At 71.5% G+C, this 17,182-nt stretch carries 17 protein-coding genes; 12 read left to right on the forward strand and 5 right to left on the reverse strand.

Annotation, left to right across the window (positions count from 1 at the left end):
• Positions 1-321: 321 nt before the first annotated feature.
• From ACWY4P_RS37425 to ACWY4P_RS37450, 6 genes are all read left to right on the forward strand, one after another.
• Positions 322-759 (forward strand): DUF3052 domain-containing protein, encoded by a 438-nt coding sequence (locus ACWY4P_RS37425; RefSeq protein WP_456204990.1) that lies wholly within the window; start codon positions 322-324, stop codon positions 757-759.
• A 142-nt stretch (positions 760-901) separates the two neighbouring features.
• Positions 902-1,360: a peroxiredoxin gene (locus ACWY4P_RS37430; RefSeq protein ID WP_456204991.1), complete on the forward strand. Its 459-nt coding sequence runs from the start codon at positions 902-904 to the stop codon at positions 1,358-1,360.
• 164 nt (positions 1,361-1,524) lie between these two features.
• Positions 1,525-2,100 carry a TerD family protein gene (locus tag ACWY4P_RS37435; protein WP_450492254.1) on the forward strand — a complete coding sequence of 192 codons (576 nt, stop codon included), beginning with the start codon at positions 1,525-1,527 and terminating at the stop codon, positions 2,098-2,100.
• A gap of 153 nt (positions 2,101-2,253) precedes the next feature.
• The gene (locus ACWY4P_RS37440; protein ID WP_456204992.1) at positions 2,254-2,829 is read left to right on the forward strand and encodes a TerD family protein; all 576 of its coding nucleotides are present in this window, start codon (positions 2,254-2,256) and stop codon (positions 2,827-2,829) included.
• 51 nt (positions 2,830-2,880) lie between these two features.
• Positions 2,881-4,053 (forward strand): DUF475 domain-containing protein, encoded by a 1,173-nt coding sequence (locus ACWY4P_RS37445; RefSeq protein ID WP_456204993.1) that lies wholly within the window; start codon positions 2,881-2,883, stop codon positions 4,051-4,053.
• Between the two features lie 167 nt (positions 4,054-4,220).
• On the forward strand, positions 4,221-4,949 hold the full coding sequence (locus ACWY4P_RS37450; RefSeq protein WP_456213189.1) for a TerD family protein: 729 nt from the start codon (positions 4,221-4,223) through the stop codon (positions 4,947-4,949).
• Between the two features lie 63 nt (positions 4,950-5,012).
• Here the strand turns inward: ACWY4P_RS37450 and ACWY4P_RS37455 are convergent, their stop codons facing one another.
• Positions 5,013-6,140, reverse strand: a complete 1,128-nt coding sequence (locus tag ACWY4P_RS37455) for a TerD family protein (RefSeq protein ID WP_456204994.1) — start codon at positions 6,138-6,140, stop codon at positions 5,013-5,015.
• A 232-nt stretch (positions 6,141-6,372) separates the two neighbouring features.
• On the opposite strand from ACWY4P_RS37455, the gene ACWY4P_RS37460 reads away from it, so the two are divergent.
• The 3 genes from ACWY4P_RS37460 to ACWY4P_RS37470 all read left to right on the forward strand — a co-directional run bounded on the left by ACWY4P_RS37460 (position 6,373) and on the right by ACWY4P_RS37470 (position 11,213).
• Entirely contained in the window at positions 6,373-7,563 is a 1,191-nt protein-coding gene (locus tag ACWY4P_RS37460) for an HpcH/HpaI aldolase/citrate lyase family protein (RefSeq protein ID WP_456204995.1), read from the forward strand.
• Positions 7,564-7,626: 63 nt separating this feature from the next.
• On the forward strand, positions 7,627-10,374 hold the full coding sequence (locus ACWY4P_RS37465; RefSeq protein ID WP_456213190.1) for a phosphoribosyltransferase: 2,748 nt from the start codon (positions 7,627-7,629) through the stop codon (positions 10,372-10,374).
• Complete coding sequence (locus tag ACWY4P_RS37470; RefSeq protein ID WP_456204996.1) at positions 10,374-11,213, forward strand: HAD family hydrolase; 840 nt, start codon at positions 10,374-10,376, stop codon at positions 11,211-11,213. Before ACWY4P_RS37465 ends, ACWY4P_RS37470 begins: the two co-directional genes overlap by 1 nt.
• A 54-nt stretch (positions 11,214-11,267) precedes the next feature.
• Here the strand turns inward: ACWY4P_RS37470 and ACWY4P_RS37475 are convergent, their stop codons facing one another.
• Positions 11,268-11,891 (reverse strand): DedA family protein, encoded by a 624-nt coding sequence (locus ACWY4P_RS37475; RefSeq protein ID WP_456204997.1) that lies wholly within the window; start codon positions 11,889-11,891, stop codon positions 11,268-11,270.
• A 134-nt stretch (positions 11,892-12,025) separates the two neighbouring features.
• Here ACWY4P_RS37475 and ACWY4P_RS37480 point away from each other — a divergent pair, with 134 nt between their 5' ends.
• From ACWY4P_RS37480 to ACWY4P_RS37490, 3 genes are read left to right on the forward strand one after another with little or no spacing between them, the layout of a single operon-like run.
• Entirely contained in the window at positions 12,026-13,216 is a 1,191-nt protein-coding gene (locus tag ACWY4P_RS37480; protein WP_456204998.1) for a sensor histidine kinase, read from the forward strand.
• Positions 13,207-13,875, forward strand: a complete 669-nt coding sequence (locus tag ACWY4P_RS37485) for a response regulator transcription factor (protein ID WP_456204999.1) — start codon at positions 13,207-13,209, stop codon at positions 13,873-13,875. Before ACWY4P_RS37480 ends, ACWY4P_RS37485 begins: the two co-directional genes overlap by 10 nt.
• A gap of 59 nt (positions 13,876-13,934) precedes the next feature.
• The gene (locus tag ACWY4P_RS37490; protein ID WP_456213191.1) at positions 13,935-14,546 is read left to right on the forward strand and encodes an O-methyltransferase; all 612 of its coding nucleotides are present in this window, start codon (positions 13,935-13,937) and stop codon (positions 14,544-14,546) included.
• Here ACWY4P_RS37490 and ACWY4P_RS37495 read toward each other — a convergent pair.
• The 3 genes from ACWY4P_RS37495 to ACWY4P_RS37505 form a co-directional block, all read right to left on the reverse strand.
• Positions 14,500-15,279 (reverse strand): DUF4383 domain-containing protein, encoded by a 780-nt coding sequence (locus tag ACWY4P_RS37495; protein WP_456205000.1) that lies wholly within the window; start codon positions 15,277-15,279, stop codon positions 14,500-14,502. The two genes, ACWY4P_RS37490 and ACWY4P_RS37495, sit on opposite strands and share 47 nt — an antisense overlap.
• A gap of 154 nt (positions 15,280-15,433) precedes the next feature.
• The gene (locus tag ACWY4P_RS37500; protein ID WP_456205001.1) at positions 15,434-15,655 is read right to left on the reverse strand and encodes an FmdB family zinc ribbon protein; all 222 of its coding nucleotides are present in this window, start codon (positions 15,653-15,655) and stop codon (positions 15,434-15,436) included.
• Between the two features lie 75 nt (positions 15,656-15,730).
• The gene (locus ACWY4P_RS37505) at positions 15,731-16,987 is read right to left on the reverse strand and encodes a hypothetical protein (protein ID WP_456213192.1); all 1,257 of its coding nucleotides are present in this window, start codon (positions 16,985-16,987) and stop codon (positions 15,731-15,733) included.
• Between the last annotated feature and the right edge of the window lie 195 nt (positions 16,988-17,182).

Below are 17,182 nucleotides of genomic sequence, written 5' to 3' on the forward strand. Positions count from 1 at the left end.
TACGCCCACCCCGGGCGGAGATCGCGTACGCCCGTTCGGCCCTGGGTGGCGCACTCGGCGTAAGGTGGCGATACGCGCGTTCAAACGGGACATTTTGGAGTGATGTGACTCACTCGTGGCTGTTCGTCCATGATGGGAGTTGCGGCGACTCTCCCCCAATACTCCGTTGAACTCCGTATGGGGGGACCCCCCACGTTTGGGCGGGATCGCTGGCCAGGTACTTGCGCGATCCGCCCGGCCCGTGTGGACTACGCCCCATGCCCCGCGTACGCGCGTGGCGTGCGACTCGAGGAATGAACGCAAGATGACAGGAGGCAATCCGTGAGCGCGACCGCGGACCACGCGGAGGAGCGGACCAACCCTGCCGTGAGGCTGGGTTTCCAGCCCGATCAGGTGGTCCAGGAGATCGGCTACGACGATGATGTCGACCAGGAGCTCCGCGAGGCCATCGAGGAGATCACCGGCCAGGAGCTTGTCGGCGAGGACTACGAGGACGTGGCCGATGCCGTCGTGCTGTGGTTCCGTGAGGACGACGGCGACCTGACGGACGCGCTGGTGGACGCCATCCAGATGATCGACGACGGCGCACCGGTCTGGCTGCTGACCCCCAAGACCGGCCGTGACGGCTATGTCGAGCCGAGCGACATCAACGAGGCCGCGACTACCGCCGGCCTGTCCCAGACCAAGAGCTTCAACGCGGGCAAGGACTGGACGGGCAGCCGGCTGGTCACCCCGAAGGCCGCGAAGTCGAAGCGCTGAGCTGGTCCGGCGGGGCCGTCGGCACACGGCCCCACGACACCCTGCCGAGAGCCCCCCTCCGTACCGTTCGGAGGGGGGCTCTGCGCGTAGGGTGTTCCCCGATCAACCAGCCAATCCAGCTACCAGCGAAGGGATGCCACCCATGGCGATAGAGGTCGGCGCGAAGGCCCCCGATTTTGAGCTGAAGAACCAGCACGGGGAGTCGGTCCGGCTCTCCGACTTCCAGGGTGAGAAGAACGTCGTCCTCCTCTTCTACCCGTTCGCCTTCACCGGCGTGTGCACCGGCGAGCTGTGCGCCCTGCGCGATGAGCTGCCGACGTTCGTCAACGACGATGTGCAGCTGCTCGCCGTCTCCAACGACTCGCCCTTCTCGCTGCGCGTGTTCGCCGAGAAGGAGGGGCTCGAGTACCCGCTGCTGTCGGACTTCTGGCCGCACGGCGAGGCCAGCCGGGCGTACGGCGTCTTCGACGAGGAGAAGGGGTGCGCGGTGCGCGGCACCTTCGTGATCGACAAGGAGGGCGTGGTCCGCTGGACCATCGTCAACGGCCTCCCCGACGCCCGGGACCTCAACGAGTACGCGAAGGCCCTGGAAACCCTGTAACGCCCGGGAAACCCTGTGATGAGGGGAACCGCTCACTAGGATCGACGCGTTGATCCTGATGGGATCTCCGGGCGTTCCCAGGCCGTATCTGGGCGGCGCCCCGGCACCCGGCATAGCAATGAAGGGGCACACAGTGCTCCTGACGAACCTTTTTGGGAGGACTCGTGGGAGTCAGCCTCAGCAAGGGCGGCAACGTCTCGCTGACCAAGGAAGCCCCTAACCTGACCGCCATCACCGTGGGTCTGGGCTGGGACATCCGCACCACCACGGGCACTGACTTCGACCTCGACGCCAGCGCCCTGCTGACCAACGCCGAAGGCAAGGTCTCCGGCGACCAGAACTTCGTCTTCTTCAACAACCTGAAGAGCCCCGACGGCTCGGTCGAGCACACCGGCGACAACCTCACCGGTGAGGGCGAGGGCGACGACGAGCAGATCAAGGTGAACCTGGTCGGCGTGCCGGCCGATGTCGCCAAGATCGTGTTCCCGGTCTCGATCTACGACGCCGAGACCCGCCAGCAGAGCTTCGGCCAGGTCCGGAACGCGTTCATCCGTGTGGTCAACCAGGCCGACGGCAACGAGCTCGCCCGCTACGACCTGACCGAGGACGCCTCGACCGAGACCGCCATGGTCTTCGGCGAGCTGTACCGGCACGGGGCGGAGTGGAAGTTCCGGGCGATCGGCCAGGGGTACGCCTCGGGTCTGCGCGGCATCGCTCAGGACTTCGGCGTCAACGTCTGACACGCCCGTAGCACCACCCGCGTATGTACGTCCCGCGTACGCACCGTACCGCCCGCGCGTCCGGCGCCGCGTCCCTGCACATCGACAGGAGCGCGGCGCCGGACGTGCTGCTTCTCATGAGCTCTTAGCGACACCACGGGGAGGAATCAGATCATGGGCGTCACCCTCGCCAAGGGAGGCAATGTCTCCCTCACCAAGGCCGCGCCGAATCTCACCCAGGTGATGGTCGGCCTGGGCTGGGACGCGCGCTCGACCACCGGAGCGCCGTTCGACCTCGACGCCAGCGCGCTGCTGTGCCAGTCGGGGCGGGTGCTCGGCGACGAGTACTTCGTCTTCTACAACAATCTGAAGAGCCCCGAGGGCTCGGTCGAGCACACCGGCGACAACCTCACGGGTGAGGGCGAGGGCGACGACGAGTCGATCCTGATCGACCTCGCCAAGGTCCCGGCGCAGGTCGACAAGATCGTCTTCCCCGTGTCGATCCATGACGCGGACTCCAGGCGTCAGTCGTTCGGGCAGGTCAGCAACGCTTTCATCCGTGTGGTGAACCAGGCGGACGGTGCCGAGCTGGCCCGCTACGACCTCTCGGAGGACGCGTCCAGCGAGACGGCGATGATCTTCGGGGAGGTTTACCGCTATGGCGGCGAGTGGAAGTTCCGGGCTGTAGGGCAGGGGTACGCGTCGGGTCTTCGGGGCATCGCTCTAGACTTCGGGGTCAACGTTTCGTAAAGCCGCGTAAAGTGCGCGGGGGAGACCTCACGAAGAGGGATTGGACAGGAAGTGCTCCTCAAAACCTTTGGTTGGTCGTTCGCCGTGACGGCGGCCGGCCTGGCCTTGGCCGGCGTCCTCTGGGGGTGGAAGGGGCTCGCGATTGTCGGGATCCTCTCGATCCTGGAGATCTCGCTCTCGTTCGACAACGCGGTCATCAACGCGGGCATCCTCCGGAAGATGAACGCCTTCTGGCAGAAGATCTTCCTGACGGTCGGCATCCTGGTCGCCGTCTTCGGCATGCGCCTCGTCTTCCCCGTGATCATCGTGGCGATCACGGCGAAGATGGGGCCGCTGGAGGCCGTCGACCTGGCGATCAACAACAAGGACAAGTACGAACACCTGGTCACCGCCGCGCACCCGGCGATCGCGGCCTTCGGCGGGATGTTCCTGCTGATGATCTTCCTCGACTTCATCTTCGAGGAGCGCGACATCAAGTGGCTGGCCTGGCTGGAGCGGCCGCTGGCCAAGCTCGGCAAGCTGGACACCTTCTCGATCGTCATCGCCCTGCTGGCGCTGCTCGTGACCGCCATGACCTTCGCCACCGACGTGGCCCACGGCGGCGGTGACAAGAGCGCGACGGTCCTGCTGGCCGGCGTCGCCGGTCTGCTCACCTACCTGATCGTCGGCGGCATCTCCGGCTACTTCGAGGACAAGCTGGAGGAAGACGAAGAGGACGACGAAGACGGGGCCGACGAAGACGGCGACGAGGCGAAGGAGGCCGAGAAGGCCGCCGCAGGCCCGAAGGGCAGCCAGGGCGCCACGGTGGTCGGCCTGGCCGGCAAGGCCGCGTTCTTCCTGTTCCTCTACCTGGAGGTCATCGACGCGTCGTTCTCCTTCGACGGCGTCATCGGCGCCTTCGCGATCACCAACGACATCTTCGAGATGGCGCTGGGTCTGGGCATCGGCGCCATGTACATCCGGTCGCTGACCGTCTACCTCGTCCGCAGGGGCACCCTGGACGACTACGTCTACCTGGAGCACGGCGCGCACTACGCCATCGGCGCGCTCGCCGCCATCCTGCTCATCACGATCAAGTACGAGATCAACGAGGTGATCACCGGCCTGATCGGTGTGGTCCTGATCGGCGCCTCGTACTGGTCCTCGGTGGTGCGCAACCGCCGGGAGGAGGCAGCGGGGGGCGAGGACGCCGAGAGCAAGGCGGAAGTCACCTCCGGAGTGTGACGCGGGTCCGTTTGAGGAACGCTCTGAGCGGGGCGGGCCGGGAGTCCTGTCTCCCGGCCCGCCCCGCGGGCAGTTGGGCGTCGGGGCCTGGCGCAAGGCGCAGTTGGGCAGTTGAGGCAGTGCCGGCAGAGGCACTGGCGGAGCCACGATTGGTGGGGGTGCACACGATGGCGTTCTGGAACAACTGGGGACGGGGCGCGTGGCGCGAATTCGACAGCGGCGACGCCTCGGGTGTGGTCGCGCTGACCAAGCGGCACCAGACCATATCGCTGACCAAGCAGGGGGCGGCCAGCGGCAACCTGCGGATCAACCTGTCCTGGCGGATGCGGACGTCGGACTTCAACGACAGGGCGGGGCGTGGCTCGCTGCGCCATCCGCTGCGGATGTTCAAGCCGGAGATGGTGCAGGCCCAGGGCTCCGCGATGGTCAACGTCGACCTGGACCTGGCCTGCATGTACGAGCTGCAGAGCGGCGCCAAGGGCGTGGTCCAGCCGCTCGGCAACTTCCTGGGCAACCTCAATGAGGCGCCGTACGTCAAGCTCAGCGGCGACGACCGGTTCGGGTCCGGAACCGGCGAGACGATCTACATCAACATGGACCACAAGGACGACATCAAGCGGCTGCTCGTCTTCGTCTACATCTACGACGGCACCCCGGCCTTCGACCGCACCCACGGCATGGTCACGCTCTACCCCAGCAACGGGCCGCGGGTGGAGATCGAACTCCACGAGCGGGCCCCGCAGGCCCGCTCCTGCGCCGTGGTGATGATCGAGAACGTCAAGGGCGAGATGCTGGTCCGCCGCGAGGTGAAGTACGTGTACGGCTTCCAGGCGGAGCTGGACCGGCTGTACGGGTGGGGGCTCCAGTGGGGCCGGGGCTACAAGGAGAAGGTCTGAAGGTCTGAGGGCGGCGTAGCCGGGCGCCGGGGGTGTGCCCCGGCGCCCGGCTACGCCGGCTGCTCACCGGTGCTGGAACTGCGGCCCCTGCGGCGGCAGCGTGAAGTTGGGGTCGGGCAGCGGGGGCGGCGGTATGGGCTGGGTGCGCTGCACCTGCTGCGGGTAGCCGTACGCGGGCTGCTGCGGATATCCGTACGCCGGCTGCGCCGCCGGGGGCTGGGCGGGGGGCTGGGGTGGCTGCGGGTAGCCGTACGTGGGCTGCTGCGGGTAGCCATAGCCGGGCTGTGGCTGAGGCTGTGGCGGGGCGGTGGGTGGGGGCGGCACGGGGCCGTGGCCGGTCGGCAGCGGTGTGGGCGCCGCCATCGGCTGGGTCAGCTGCGAGTCGTCCCAGGAGTCCTGCCCGAAGACGGGGCCAGGGGGCGCCGCGCCATCCGCGGCGACCAGCGACGGGAATGCCGGCATGGGGGTGGGCGTGCCCTCCGGCTCGCCCCCGCTCCCGTTCCCGCCCCCGCCCCCGCTCCCGCTCCCGTTCCCGCTCGCGGGGGTGTCCGGGCTCCCGGGCCCGCCGGTGCTCGGGCCGGGAGCGGCGTCGGCCGCCGGGCGGCCCTCGCCGGTGTTTCCGCCGTCACCCCCACCGTCGCCCTCGCCGTCTTCCACCGAGATGCCGTACTCCGTGGCCAGCCCGACCAGCCCCGACTCATAGCCCTGCCCGAGCGCGCGGAACTTCCAGGAGCCGCCGCGCCGGTAGAGCTCGCCGCAGAGCAGCGCGGTCTCCTGGCCGGTCTCCGGCGCCACCACGAACTCCGCGAGCGGCTCCGTGCCCGCCGCGCCCGACGCGTCGTACAGCAGCAGGCTCAGGTCCGTCACCTGGCCGAAGGTGCCGCCGTCCGCCGACGCGGCCAGCACCACCCGGTGGACGGCCGGCTCCAGCGCCGCCAGGTCGGCCTCGACGGTGTCCGTCAGCCCCTCCGCCACCCGTTTCTTGGGCAGATGCCGGACCAGGCCGGACGGATGTCGTGGCTGGTTGTAGAAGACGAAATCCTCGTCCGAACGCACGCGCTCGTCCGGGCCCAGCAGTAGCGCCGAGGCGTCCACGTCGGGTACGTCCGTGCCGGGAGTCCAGCGGAGCACAGCCCGTACGGCGGTGGCCTCCAGCGGGATGTTCGATCCCTTCAGCATCGCGTGCGTCATGGCAGCAATCCTGCCCTCCCAGCCCTGGCCGGGACAACGCAGGGGGCCGGTGCGGGATCGGGAAGAGGCCGGAAAGGGTGGATGGGTCAGCATCCCGGACACGCGGTGGACGCACATGAGTTACGTGATTTTCACGCCCTTGGGGAACTTTTGACCAGTCGCCGCACGTACGATTATCGGCCACTACCCGGGCCGGAGCGGCCAGCGCGGGCACGGCAGCGTGGGGAGAACTATGCGGCATTTTGGACACCTGTCGGCCGAGGTGCGGAAAGATCTGTTCTACCGGGAGCCCGGCGAATTCAGCGCGGACTCTCCGGCCCACACGCTCGCTGTCGCCCTCGGTGCCACCCTCTACAGCCCGGCCACCCGGCCCCGCCTCGCCGATGACATCGTCAAACAGGCAGGTCAGGGTGTTACCTCCATGGTGCTCTGCCTGGAGGACTCGATAGACGACAACGAGGTGCCCGAGGCCGAGGAGAACCTCGTACGGCAGCTGGGCGAACTCTCGGCGCGCGGCCCGCATCTCCTGCTGCCCTTGCTGTTCATCCGCGTGCGGACCCCCGAGCAGATCGTCGATCTCGTCCAGCGGCTTGGAACGGCCGTGCGACTGCTGTCCGGATTCGTACTGCCGAAGTTCACCGAGGAGCGCGGCGTCCCCTTCCTCGAGGCGCTGATTTCGGCCGAAACCGAGGAGGCGACCGCGGCCCTGGGCGGACGGCGACTGTACGCGATGCCGGTCCTCGAATCGCCGGAGCTGATGCACCGGGAGACCCGCACCGAGACCCTGGCCGGCATCGGGCGCACCGTCGACAAGCACCGCGAGCGGGTCCTGGCGCTCCGCCTCGGCGTCACCGACCTGTGCTCGGCCTACGGGCTGCGCCGGGCGCCCGACATGACGGCGTACGACGTACAGCTCGTCGCCTCCGTCATCGCGGACGTGGTGAACATGCTGGGCCGCGCGGACGGCACCGGCTTCACGGTCACCGGGCCGGTGTGGGAGTACTTCAAGCCGCACGAGCGGATGTTCAAGCCGCAACTGCGCCTCAGCCCCTTCACCGACCACGCCGCGTCGTCGCTGCGCACCGCCCTCATCGAGCACGACATGGACGGACTGCTGCGCGAGATCGAACTCGACCGCGCCAACGGCCTACAGGGCAAGACCTGCATTCACCCGACGCATGTCGCCCCCGTGCATGCGCTGTCCGTGGTCAGTCACGAGGAGTACAGCGACGCCGTGGACATCCTCGAGCCGGAACGCGGCGGGGGCGGTGTGCTGCGCTCGGCGTACACCAACAAGATGAACGAGGTGAAGCCGCACCGCGCCTGGGCCGAGCGGACCCTGCGGCGCGCCGAGGTGTTCGGCGTGGCCCAGGAGCACATCAGCTTTGTGGAGCTGCTGGCGGCGGGGTTGCAGACGGGATGATGGGTGCCGGGACGGGTGCTTGATGGGGCTGAGCGGACTGATGAGGCAGGGGCGTACGGCGTGATGTGGTCGGGGCAGTGGGTCGCGGACCGGCTGGGTGTCGGGCTCGAAGGCGGCGATGAACTGCGCGAGCTGCTGGGGCTCGCGCTGCGGCGCAACCCCAAGCGCGCGCATCTGCTGGTGTCCAACGTGCTCGGCAAGCATGTGCCGCAGCGGCCGCGGGCCGTCCACGGCGCGGGCGTACGGCTCGGGCGCCGGGTGCGTGAGCTGCTGGGCGACGAGGCCGCGGCGCGCGCGGTCGTGCTCGGCTACGCGGAGACCGCGACGGGCCTGGGCCACAGCGTCGCGGACGGCCTCGGCCTCGCCCCCTACCTCCACTCCACCCGCCGCCCGGTCGAGGGGGTCGCGCCGGTGGGCGGCTTCGAGGAGGAGCACAGCCACGCCACGTCCCACCTCCTCCTCCCCGAGGACCCCGGCCTGCTGGCCACGGACGGCCCTCTGGTCCTCGTCGACGACGAGTTCTCGACGGGCCGGACGGTGCTCAACACGATCGCCGCCCTCCATCGGCGCTTCCCGCGGCAGCGGTACGTGGTGGTGGCCCTGGTCGACATGCGCTCGCCCGAGGACCGCGCCCGCCTGGACGCGTTCGCGGCCGACCTCGGCGCACGCGTGGACCTGATCGCGGCGGCGACGGGCACGGTCCGGCTCCCCGCGGGGGTCCTGGAGCGCGGACAGCGGCTGGTCGCGGAACACGAGGCCGCTGCCGCGCGGCCGGGGGCTGCGGACCCGGAGTCTGAGTCTGTGGACCCGGCGTCTGCGGCTGCGGACCCGGCGTCTGTGGACCCGGCGTCTGCGGCTGCGCCCGGCTCGGGGCGCGCGCTCCGGCCTGACTCGGTGCCCGGGCCTGTGGCCGACGCGGTGCCTGGGGCCGTGCCGGACGCGGCGCTCGCGCTCGGGCCGGGCAAGACGCCCGCGTCTGCGCCCCATCCCGCGCCCGCGTCCGCGTCGTCTGCGCCCGGCCCGGGGCTCGCGGGGCGGTCCGGCCGTGCGGGGGTGGTTCGGGTGGGGCTCGGCTGGCCTCAGGGGGTGCCCGACGGTGGGCGGCACGGCTTCACGCCCGCCCACCGGGAGCGGCTGGAGGCCGCGCTTCCGGGCATGGCGGCCCGTATCGCCGAAGCGCTGGGTGCCGCCGCGCCGGACACCACGCCCCCCCGCCGCGTGCTCGTCCTCGGCTTCGAGGAGCTCATGTACGCGCCGCTGCGGATCGCCGAGGCGCTGGAGTCCGCGTTGGAGTCCGCGCTGGACACCGGGTCGGGCGGGGCCGAGGTGCGGTACTCGACCACCACGCGCTCACCCGTGCTGGCCGTCGACGACCCCGGCTACGCGATCCGTACCCGCCTCGCCTTCCCCGCGCACGACGCGCCCGACGACGGGCCGGGCGAGCGCTACGCCTACAACGTCGCCCCCGGCGGCGACCCCACGCGCCGTTTCGACGCGATCGTCGCCGTGGTCGACTCCCCGGCCGACACCGCCGAACTGCACGCCCAGGATGGGCTGTTGGCGCAGCTCGCCGCGCACACCGACCGCCTCCTGCTGGCCGTCGTGCCGTCCTACACGCCGAACACCAACGCCCCCACCCCCGAGCGACAGGCGCCCCCCATGTCACAACCGCCGCTGCCGGAACCGCTGCGCGGCCCCGCGTTCTCCTCGTACGCCCCCGAAGATGTCGGCTGGCTGCTGCAGGACTTCTCCGACGTCACACTCGAAGCGCCCACCGAGGAGCGCGAGGAGGCGATCCAGAGCGGCGGCGCGCACTACGCCGAGTCGCTGCCCGTCGAGTACCAGCCCACCGAGGAGTACCAGGCGCTGTTCCGGGGCGCGCTCACCACCTCCGCGGCGCGCATCGCGCGGGCGGTCGGCGCGGTCACCGAGACCGTGCTCGCCGAGCGTTCGCCGCGCCCCGTCCTGGTGTCGCTGGCCCGGGCCGGCACCCCCGTCGGCGTGCTGATGCGCCGCTGGGCGCGCCACGCGCACGGTCTTGACCTGCCGCATTACGCCATTTCGATCGTGCGCGGCCGCGGCATCGACACCACCGCGCTGCGCTGGCTGGCGGACCGTCACGACCCCGCCGACGTGGTGTTCGTCGACGGCTGGACCGGCAAGGGCGCGATCACCCGCGAGCTGGCGGAGGCTGTGCGGCCGTATCCCGGCTTCGACCCGCGGATCGCCGTACTCGCCGACCCCGGCCGCTGCGTCGAGACGTACGGCACGCGCGATGACTTCCTCATCCCCTCCGCCTGCCTCAACTCGACCGTCTCCGGGCTGATATCGCGCACCGTGCTCCGCGCCGACCTGGTCGGTCCCGACGACTTCCACGGCGGGAAGTTCTACCGCGAGCTGGCCGGCGCCGATGTCTCCGGGTTCTTCCTCGACACCGTCACGGCCCACTTCGACGAGGTCGCCGACCAGGTCGCCGCCGACGCGAAGGAACTCGCGGCGGCCGACCGCAGCCCGACCTGGGAGGGGTGGGCGGCCGTCGAGCGGATCAGCGAGGAGTACGGCATCCACGACGTGAACCTCGTCAAGCCGGGCGTGGGCGAGACGACGCGTGTGCTGTTGCGCCGCGTCCCGTGGAAGATCCTCGCGGCGCGCGGCGCGGGCGCGGACCTGGCCCATGTGCGGCTGCTGGCCGAGCAGCGCGGGGTGCCGGTGGAGGAGGTGGACGACCTGACGTACTCGTGCGTCGGGCTGATCCACCCCCGCTATACGCGCGGGGCGACGGGCGCGGACGGCAAGGCGGTGACCGACTGATGACGAGCCATGAGCAGTCACCCCTGCTGATCGCGAGCGACCTCGACCGCACCCTGATCTACTCGGCGGCCGCGCTCGACCTCCGCATGCCGGACGCCGAGGCGCCGCGCCTGCTGTGCGTCGAGGTGTACGGCCACCAGCCGCTGTCGTACATGACGGAGACCGCGGCCGGGCTGCTCGCCGAACTGGCCCGCGGCGCCGTCTTCGTACCGACCACCACGCGCACCCGCGAGCAGTACGGCCGCGTCCGCCTCCCCGGCCCCGCCCCCCGCTTCGCGATCTGCGCGAACGGCGGGCATCTGCTGGTCGACGGCGAGTCCGACCCGGACTGGCAGGCGTCCGTGCGCGCCCGCCTCGCCGCGGCGTGCGCGCCGCTGGAGGAGGTCCGCGCCCATCTCGTCCGTACCGCGGACCCGGCCTGGCTGCTCAAGGAGCGGGTGGCCGAGGACCTGTTCGCCTACCTGGTCGTCGAACGGGCCCTGTTGCCCGGGGCTTACGTCAAGGAGCTGACCGCCTGGGCCGAGGAGCGAGGCTGGACGGTCTCGCTGCAGGGCCGCAAGATCTACGCCGTGCCGAAGCCGCTCACCAAGAGCGCGGCGGTCGCCGAGATCGCGCGCCGTACGGGAGCGCGCGAGGTGCTCGGCGCCGGGGACTCCCTCCTGGACGCCGACCTCCTCCTGGCCGCCGACCGCGCCTGGCGCCCGGGCCACGGCGAACTCGCCGACGAGGGCTGGACGGCGCCGCATGTGACCGCGCTGCGGGAGCGGGGCGTTGCGGCGGGGGAGGAGATCCTGCGAGCCTTCGCGGCCCGGACCGGGGTGGCCGGCGCGGGGGCGTGACGCCGCAACCTGGCCGGTCACTGCCTGACCCCTGCCCGCGCCCCCGGCACCCGTTCACCCCCGCCGCCGGCCCCGCCCCGGGCGGAAGACCCTGACGCCCACGAACGCCACCACCCCCAGCGCCGCCGCACCCGCCACCACCTTGGAGTACACCGAGACGTAGTCCGTCACCTCCCGCCAGTTGTCCCCCAGCGCATACCCGGCCAGCACGAACACCGTGTTCCAGATCAAGCTGCCGAGCGTGGTCAGGGCGAGGAAGACGGGCACCGGCATCCGCTCGATCCCGGCCGGCACCGAGATCAGACTGCGGAAGATCGGCACCATGCGCCCGAAGAAGACGGCCTTCGTGCCGTGCCGGGCGAACCACCGCTCCGTCCGCTCGATGTCCGCCACCTTCACCAGCGGCAGCCGCGCGGCGATCGCGACCGTACGGTCCCGGCCGAGCAGCCCGCCCGCCCAGTACAGGGCGAGCGCCCCGATCACCGAGCCGGCGGTGGTCCACAGCAGCGCGGCGTACAGGTTCATGTCGCCCTGCGCGGCGGCGAATCCCGCCAGCGGCAGGATCACCTCGCTGGGCAGGGGCGGGAAGAGGTTCTCCAGGGCAATGGCGGCGCCCGCGCCGGGCGCGCCAAGGGTGTCCATCAGGCCGGTGGCCCAGTCGGTGATCCGGTCGCTCATGCCCGACGACGCTAGAAAGGTGGCCGCCCCGGGACCATGAGGGCGCCCACCCGGCCGCACGGTCGCGCGCCGCACCCACAACCTGCGGAAATCCTCAGTGTGCGGGCCGGCGCGCGCCGCTAGCGTTGCCGCCCATGGGGACGAGGGGGACATCGAGGAGCTGGCTACGGCGCGGGCTGCGCGTGGCGGGCGGGCTGCTGATCGGCGCGGGCACCGCGGTCGTGGAGCTGGTGTGCGTCGCCGCGGCGGGCTTGGCCCTGCTGTGCGTACGGACCTGGCCGGGCGGGTGGCCGGCCGCCCGGCGGTGCGCGCTGCGCAGGGTGACGGCCGGGGCGCGGCGGCTGACGGAGACCGAGCGCCGCCGGCTGGCCCGCTTCCTGGGCCATGACATCGCGGCCGAGTACGACGACCGCGGCGCCCGCCAGTACCTGGCGGTGCGCTGGTCGCTGGGGCTGCTGGGCGGGCTGGTGCTGCTGGCCGTGGTGGTCGGCACCGCGTACGGCAGCCTGCTGCTGTGGGGCTGGTTCATCATGCGCGACGGCGAGTGGATCACGATCGCCGCCTCCGGCATCGGCGGGCTCTTCCTGCTCTTCCTCGCACTCCAGGGCATCGTCGGCGTCGCGATCCTGGAGGGGCAGCTGGCCCGCCACTTCCTCGGCCCCACCCACCAGGAGGCGCTCCGGCGCCGGATCGACGAGCTGTCCACCAGCCGTGCCGGGGTCGTGGACGCGGTGCACGACGAGCGCCGCCGTATCGAGCGCGATCTGCACGACGGGGTGCAGCAGCGGCTCGTCGCCCTCGGCATGCTGCTCGGCCGGGCCCGCCGCAGCCAGGACCCCGACAAGTCGCGCGCCCTGCTCGTCCAGGCCCACGAGGAGAGCCGGGCCGCGCTGACCGATCTGCGCGAGGTGGCGTGGCGGGTGTACCCCACGGCGCTGGACGAGGCCGGGCTGCGGGCGGCGCTGGAGGCGGTCGCCGAGCGGTCGGCGATCCCGGTGCGGCTGGAGTACGGGCTGACGGCGGAGCCGGGGGAGGCGGTCCGTACAGTGGCGTACTTCGTGGTTGCCGAGGCGGTGACCAACGCGATCAAGCACTCGGGCGCGGAGCGGGTCACGGTGGCGCTCACCCAGGGGGAGGCGCAGGTGGATTTTTCGGGCGGGTTGCTGCTGGTACGGGTCACCGACGACGGCGGGGGCGGCGCGGACCCGGCGGGCGGCGGGCTGCTGGGGCTGGCCCGGCGGGTGGCGGCGCTGGACGGCCGGCTGCGGGTGGTCAGCCCGCCCGGCGGACCCACGACGGTCAGTGCGGAGCTGCCATGCGCGTGATGCTGGCCGATGACTCGACCCTGCTCCGCGAGGGCCTGGTGCGGCTGCTCGCCGAGGAGGGCCACGAGGTGGTGGCGGCGGTGGGCGACGGCGCGGCGCTGGTCGAGGCGGTGGGACGGCACCCCGATGTGGACGCGGTGGTGGTCGACGTACGGATGCCGCCGACGCACACCGACGAGGGGCTGCGGGCGGCGCTGGAGATCCGGCGGCTCCACCCCGGCGTCGGCGTGCTGGTGCTGTCGCAGTACGTGGAGAAGCGGTACGCGACCGAACTGCTCACCTCGGACACCTCGGACACCTCGGGCGGAGGCGCGGGGGTCGGTTATCTGCTCAAGGACCGGGTGGTGGAGGTCGACGAGTTCCTGGACGCGCTGGAGCGGGTCGCGGCGGGCCGCGCCGCCTTCGACCCCGAGGTCGTCCGCAGACTGCTGGCCCGCAGCACCCACACCGACCCCCTCAGCCGGCTCACCCCGCGCGAGCGCGATGTCCTCGGCGCGATGGCGCAGGGCCACGCCAACACCGCCATCGCGGAGCGGCTGCATGTCTCGCGCAGCGCCGTCGAAAAGCACATCAACGCGATCTTCGACAAGCTCGAACTCCCCGCGAGTTCGGGTTACAGTCGCCGCGTACTGGCTGTACTGCGTTACCTGGGAAGCTGAAGGGGGCCACGTTGGCCGAGAGCAAGAGCACGCCGGTCACGGACGAGCTGTACGGCTACATGCTGCGGCACAACCCGCCGCTCGACCCGGTCCAGCGCGAGCTCGTCGAGGTCACGTACGCCCAGCTGCCCGAGTACGCGGGCATGCAGTCCGCCGAGGAGCAGGGCCCGCTGCTGGCGTTCCTGGTGCGGCTGACCGGCGCGCGGCACATCGTCGAGGTCGGCACCTTCACCGGCTTCTCCGCCCTGTCGATGGCGCAGGCGCTGCCCGCCGACGGCAAGCTGATCGCCTGCGACGTATCGGAGGAGTGGACGGCGTACGGCCGGGAGGCCTGGGCGAAGGCCGGGGTCGCGGACCGTATCGACCTGCGGATCGCGCCCGCACTGGACACGCTGCGGGCGATGCCGTCCGATCCGCACATCGACCTGGCCTATCTCGACGCGGACAAGGGCAACTACATCGCGTACTGGGAGGAGCTGGTGGAGCGCATGAGCCCGGGCGGGCTGATCGTCGCGGACAACGTGTTCTTCCACGGGTCCGTCGTCGACCCGGAGGCGACGGGCGCGGGCGCGGCGATCAAGGCGTTCAACGAGCATGTGGCCGCCGACACCCGGATGGAGTCGGTCATGCTGACGGTCGCGGATGGGCTGACCCTGGCGCGCCGCCGCTGAGCCTGCGCCGCCGCAGCAGCCGCCGGGCGTGCCGCCTCCCTTCCCGCCCTTCTTGCTGCCTTTCTTTCGGCTCTGTCTGCTGCTCTGTGGACATCCCGGGGGGCTTATCAAGCTTGCCCCACTTACCGGGCGGCCTACCGGGCGGCTGATCGCCACGACCGACCTCCCGGGCGTGCGCCTCGCGTTCGGCGAGGACGGGGTGGCGGGCCTGCCAGTACGGATTGTCGTGCGGCAGCCCGCCGCTGACCCGCCCGTACATGCCGAACCACATCAGCATCAGGCCGACCACGAAGCTGAACAGCACGTTCTGGAGGCGGAAGGCCAGGAAGTTGTAGGGCGACTCCAGCAGGGCGAGATTGACGAAACCGCTCAGCAGGAAGGCGATGCCCAGCACGATGTTGAGGGTCGACGCGAAGTTGCCGCCGATGACCATGCCGACGAACAGCAGCAGGCCGATGACGATGGACAGCACGCTCAGCGCGCCGTTGGTGTTCAGAGCGACAACGGTGTCACCGCCGGTGTCAAAGAAGCCGATCTGGTGGACCAGGCCCAGGATGCCGAAGGCGATCAGGACCAGCCCCATCAGGCCCGCACCGATGCGGTAGACCTGGCTGAGCCGGTGGTCGACCGGCAGATGCTCGTCGAGTTTGATGCGGACGCCGACCCGCTCAGGGAATTGGCGTCCGATCCCCGCCGGGTGAGGACCGATGGGGGAGGGGCGGCCAGTAGCCATGTCCGGCCTCCTTCGGGCTGATGGGCTTTACCCCTGCCGCTCGCGGAGACCCCAGCCTCGCGGTGCTGCGCGCTGCGCGGTCGAGGCCGTACCTGCGTACGTACCTCCCAGGATCCGCCCCCAGCCGGGCCGGCTCAACCGCGACCGCGCGACCTCAGCCGCAGCAGCCGCCCCCACAGCATCCACCGCCACCGCCACCGGAGGCCTGGGGCCGCGCCGGGGCGGAGGAGGAGCCGGTGACGGCGACCGTCGAGAGCAGCTTCACCGTGTCGCCGTGCCCGTCCGGGCAGGACGCGGGCGCCGAGGACTCGGCCATGGGCCGGTTCAGCTCGAAGGTGGTCCCGCAGGCGCGGCATCGGTACTCGTAGCGAGGCATAGGAGGCAGCATAGCCAGGGGAGAGGCGGTCCAACAGCGCGCACAGCCCGCGAAACTCGCAGGCCGGCGGGATGCTCAGTGCGCGCCCCCGCGCTCTTCACGGATCTCCTGCACCACGCGGGCGGTGGTCTGCCGCACGGCCTCCGTCTCGGACAGGAAGTGCCACCAGTCCGGGTGCCGCCCCTCCAGCCCCGCGATCGCCCGGTCCAGCCGCTCCACCGCGCCGTCCAGCGGCCTCGCGTGGCGCGGGTCGGGCGTATCGCGCCCGGCCATCGCCAGCCGCTGCGCGTCGCGGATCGCGAAGCGCGTGCGCTCGACTTCCTTGTTCCGGTCGTAGGACACCTCGTCGAGCCGCCGCAGCCGGTCGCCGGCCGCCGACACCGCCTCGTCCGTGGTGTTCAGCAGCGCCCGCACGGTCGCGAGCAGGGCGGTGGCATCCGCCCAGCGCTGCTCGTCCCGCGCCTCCTGCGCCTCCTTGAGCTTCGCCTCGGCCCGCGCGACATCCCCCGCGGCCTGCTCCGGGACGGCCTGCAGATCCTGCCAGCAGGCCGCGCTGTAGCGCCGCCGCAACTCGCTCAGCACGGGCGCGACGCCCTCCGTCCGCGTGGTGATCGCCTGCGCGCGGGTACGCAGCGACACCAGCCGCCGGTCGATCTCCGCGGCCCGCTCCGGCAGCCGCTCCGCCTCGCCGCGCACCGCCTCCGCCCGGCGCAGCACATCGTCCGCGCGCCGGATGGTCCCCTGCACACCATGTCGGCCGGCCCCCTCGTTGAGCCTGGTCAGCTCGGGCGCCAGCGCGGCCAGCCGCGCCGCCAGGTCGTCGGCCCGCAGCCCGGACCCCCGTACGGCATCCAGCGCGTCGCTCGCCGCGCGCAGCGCCTGCCGGGCCCGCTCCACGGCGGGCGCCAGCCGCGCCAGCTGGGTCTCGGCCCGCTCCAGCAGCGGGTCGAGCCCCTGCGCGAAGCGGTCGAGCTCCGCCTTGGTGCGCCGCAGCTCGTCCTTCGCCCTGACCAGATCGGCGCGGGCGCGCGAGGCGGCCTGTGCGTCCAGGTCGTCGTGGTCCAGGTCATGGGCGTCCACAGCGGTGATGTAGTCCCGGCTGACCTGGTCGATCCGCTGACCGAGCGCCTCGAAGTCGGCCGTCGCCCGCCGGGCGGCCGGTGAGTCGTCGACCGCCGTGATCGTCTCGATCGAGATCCGCAGATCGCGCTGCGCGGTGTCCAGCTCATAGAACGCCGCCGCGGCCTCGTCCTTCGCCGCCTGCGCCTGCGCCCGCTGCCCTTCCCCCCGCCCCCCGAACCACCGCCGCGCCCCGCCCCCCGCGAACGTCATCGGCACCACCGCCACCAGCAGCGGCAACGGCACCAGCACAAGCACGGCCCGCCCGACGACGGCCCCGACGACGGCCCCGGCGACCCGGCGCACCGGGCCGCGCGGACGACGCACTGCACCTGGGCGGCCTCCTGGACGCGGACGACGTACTGCACGTGCAGACTGCGCGGATGTCGCCGCCACTTCCCTCTCCCA

Source organism: Streptomyces sp. LZ34, from assembly GCF_053890475.1.